Raw genomic sequence first — 2,791 nt, 5'->3', positions numbered from 1 at the left:
GGAGCGGATCGCCGCGGCCAAGGAGATCGTGCGGGAGTTGACCCGCGACGTCCCGGCGGCCTGGGCCGGGGCCGGACCGGACACCCTGCTCGGTCGCTGCCGCACGGCGGGGATCACGCTGGAGGAGGCGAGCGGGCTCGCCTCGCTGCTGCTGGTCGCGGGCACCGAGACCGCCGCCAGTGCGATGGCGCGCACCGTCGCGCTGATCCACGACACCGGGCAGCAGCACCCGCTGCTCGCGGGCCCGGATCCGGAGCTGGTCCGCACCGCCGTCCGCGAGGGCCTGCGGGTGACCACGCCCGCCCCGGTGATCGGACGGCACGTCAGCGCGGACGTGACGGTGGCCGGCCGCCGGCTCCGCAAGGACGAGCGGATCCTGCTGGTCACCTACGCGGCCGACAACGCGGCCGGCGGCTTCGACCTGGCGCGCCCCTACGACCCGCGCTCGCGCCAGCTCTGGTTCGGCGCCGGCCGCCACCTCTGCCTGGGGGCGCCGGTGGCCCGGGCCGAGGTGGCCCGGATGGTCACCGCCGTCTGCGCCCCCGGGCGCCCCTACCGGATCGTCTCCCGCAGCTGTGCCCGCCGGGTGATGATCCCCTCCTACGCCTCGCTGGTCGTCACCCTGGCCTGAGCCGCCGTCAGCCCGCGGCCGGGGCGGGATGCCGGCACCGCCGCTGCGGCAGAATCGGTGCAGCGACGACGAAGGGGGCACCCGTGCGGACCGGACCGAGGTTGATCCTGCTCTGCGGCCTGCCGGGCGCGGGCAAGACGACGCTGGCCACCCGGCTGGCGGCCGACCTGCCCGCGGTGCGCCTGTGCCCGGACGAGTGGCTCGCCTCGCTCGCGCTCTCCCTCTACGACGAGGCGGCGCGCGACCGGCTGGAGCGCCGGCTCTGGCACCACGCGCAGGAGCTGCTGCGGCTGGGGCAGAGCGTGGTCCTGGAGTTCGGGTTCTGGGGCCGCGCCGAGCGGGACGCGAAGCGCGCCGCCGCCCGGGCCCTCGGGATCCCCGTCGAACTGCGCTACCTCACCGCTCCGTTCGACGAGTTGGTCCGCCGGGTCGAGGCGCGCGGCCGCGAGGGGCGGTGGGACACGGTGCCGATCACCCGGGCGATGATGGAGTCGTACCTGCCGCTCTTCGAGGCCCCGACGGCCGCGGAGCTCGCCCTGTTCGAGCCGCCGGCACCCGGGGGTCGCACACCGTCCGGAACGGGCTCGTAGGACCGCACCCGGGTCGTGACCGGGCCGGTCCGCCGGGACCCGGCCCACGGCTACGAGGCGCTGACCCGCTCGAAGGAGAGGTGGGTGACCCCGCTCGGGGTGGTGGTCGACTCGATGGCGAACCGCTCCTCCAGCCCCTCCAGGCCGTCCCACAGGCGCACGCCGCGGCCGAGCACGATCGGGACCACGGTCAGGTGCATGAAGTCGATCAGGTCGTTGGCCAGGAACTCGCGCACGGTGGTGGGCCCGCCGCCGATCCGCACGTCGAGGCCGCCCGCCGCCTCCCGGGCCTGGCGCAGCGCCTCGGCCGGGCTCGCGTCGAGGAAGTGGAAGGTGGTGCCGCCCTTCATCTCGATGCTCGGGCGGGGGTGGTGGGTGAGCACGAAGACCGGGGTGTGGAAGGGCGGGTTGTCGCCCCACCAGCCGCGCCACTCCTCGTCCGTCCACGGGCCGCGCTGCGGGCCGAACTTGTGCCGCCCCATGATCTCCGCGCCGATCCCCGGGCCCCAGCACCCGGCCAGGGCGTCGTCCACCCCGAGGCTGCCGCCGGACGCGCCGATCATCTCCCGGAAGGTCCGGGTGCCGGTGAACCACTCGGTCAGCCGGGAGCCGGCGTGGCCGAACGGCGCCTCCAGCGTCTGCTCGTCCCCGGTGGCGAACCCGTCGAGCGAGATCGAGAAGTTGTGGACCCGTACCCGTGACATGACGCTCCTCATCCACGACCGGCAACTGATTGCGATCTGCAATCAGTTATCACGATCCACCGTATGCTGGGTGATGGCGGATTGCAATCACCGGAGGTGCACGTGCGGGACGAGCCGCGGTCGGGCTGCGCGATCAATGCGGCGGTCGAGGCGCTGGGCGACCAGTGGAGCCTGATCGTGCTCCGCGACGTCGTCTTCGGCGGGCGCCGCCACTTCCGCGAGCTGCTCGGCCACTCGCAGGAGGGCATCGCCTCGAACATCCTGAGCAGCCGCCTCAAGGCCCTGGTCGCCGGCGGCCTGCTCACCCAGGAGTCCGCCGGGCGGGGCCGGCGGGCCCGGTACAGCCTCACCGAGGCGGGCATCCAGACCGTCCCGATCATGGTCGCGCTCGGCTCCTGGGGGCTGCGCCACCGCCCGACCACCCCCGCACTCGCCGTCCGCGCCCGGCTGCTGGAGGAGGGCGGGGAGCCGCTCTGGACCGACCTGATGGACGAACTGCGCGAGGACCACCTCGGGGTTCCCCGCCCGCACCCCGAACGCCCGCGCGCCTCCCGGCTGTTGCGGGAGGCGTACGAGCGGGTGCTGGCCGGCGGCAGCGCCTGAGCCCCCGGGCGGACGCGGCTACCCGCGCGCGCTCTCGTGCAGGTCCTTGCGGCTGAGGGTGGCGAACGCGACCAGCGCGGCGAGCCCGGCCACCGCCGCACCCAGCGTGAGGACGTCCGTCAGGCCGTGGACGAACGCCGCCCGCGCCGCCTCCGCGACCGCCGCGGCCCGCGGGCCCGCCGCCCGGGCGACCTGGTCGCCCGCACCGGCCGCGACCGCCTGCCGGGCCGCCTCCCCCGCGCCTGGGACGGCCGCCGCGAACG

Annotated in this window: 4 protein-coding genes and 1 pseudogene; 3 read left to right on the top strand and 2 right to left on the bottom strand. The window is 75.5% G+C overall.

Features of this window, described 5'->3' with window-relative positions:
* Together ACFW1A_RS39800 and ACFW1A_RS39795 are read left to right on the top strand one after the other, a co-directional pair.
* A partial coding sequence (locus ACFW1A_RS39800) for a cytochrome P450 (RefSeq protein WP_380418498.1) occupies positions 1-631 on the top strand: 631 nt, incomplete at its 5' end.
* 83 nt (positions 632-714) lie between these two features.
* Positions 715-1,221, top strand: a complete 507-nt coding sequence (locus ACFW1A_RS39795) for an AAA family ATPase (RefSeq protein ID WP_380418496.1) — start codon at positions 715-717, stop codon at positions 1,219-1,221.
* A gap of 50 nt (positions 1,222-1,271) precedes the next feature.
* Here the strand turns inward: ACFW1A_RS39795 and ACFW1A_RS39790 are convergent, their stop codons facing one another.
* Positions 1,272-1,925, bottom strand: a complete 654-nt coding sequence (locus ACFW1A_RS39790; RefSeq protein ID WP_380418493.1) for a dihydrofolate reductase family protein — start codon at positions 1,923-1,925, stop codon at positions 1,272-1,274.
* A 102-nt stretch (positions 1,926-2,027) separates the two neighbouring features.
* Here ACFW1A_RS39790 and ACFW1A_RS39785 point away from each other — a divergent pair, with 102 nt between their 5' ends.
* A complete protein-coding gene (locus ACFW1A_RS39785) occupies positions 2,028-2,528 on the top strand; it encodes a winged helix-turn-helix transcriptional regulator (RefSeq protein WP_380418491.1) in 501 nt (166 codons plus the stop codon).
* An 18-nt stretch (positions 2,529-2,546) separates the two neighbouring features.
* On the opposite strand, the pseudogene ACFW1A_RS39780 reads toward ACFW1A_RS39785, so the two are convergent.
* Positions 2,547-2,791 (bottom strand): annotated as a pseudogene (locus tag ACFW1A_RS39780) (MFS transporter); the annotation flags it as partial.

Origin of the sequence: Kitasatospora sp. NPDC058965 (genome assembly GCF_042741245.1) — a bacterium.
In the GTDB taxonomy this organism is placed as follows: Bacteria; Actinomycetota; Actinomycetes; order Streptomycetales; family Streptomycetaceae; genus Kitasatospora.
Note: the sequence above shows the minus strand (reverse complement) of the source record. Positions and strands in the feature narration are given on the sequence as shown.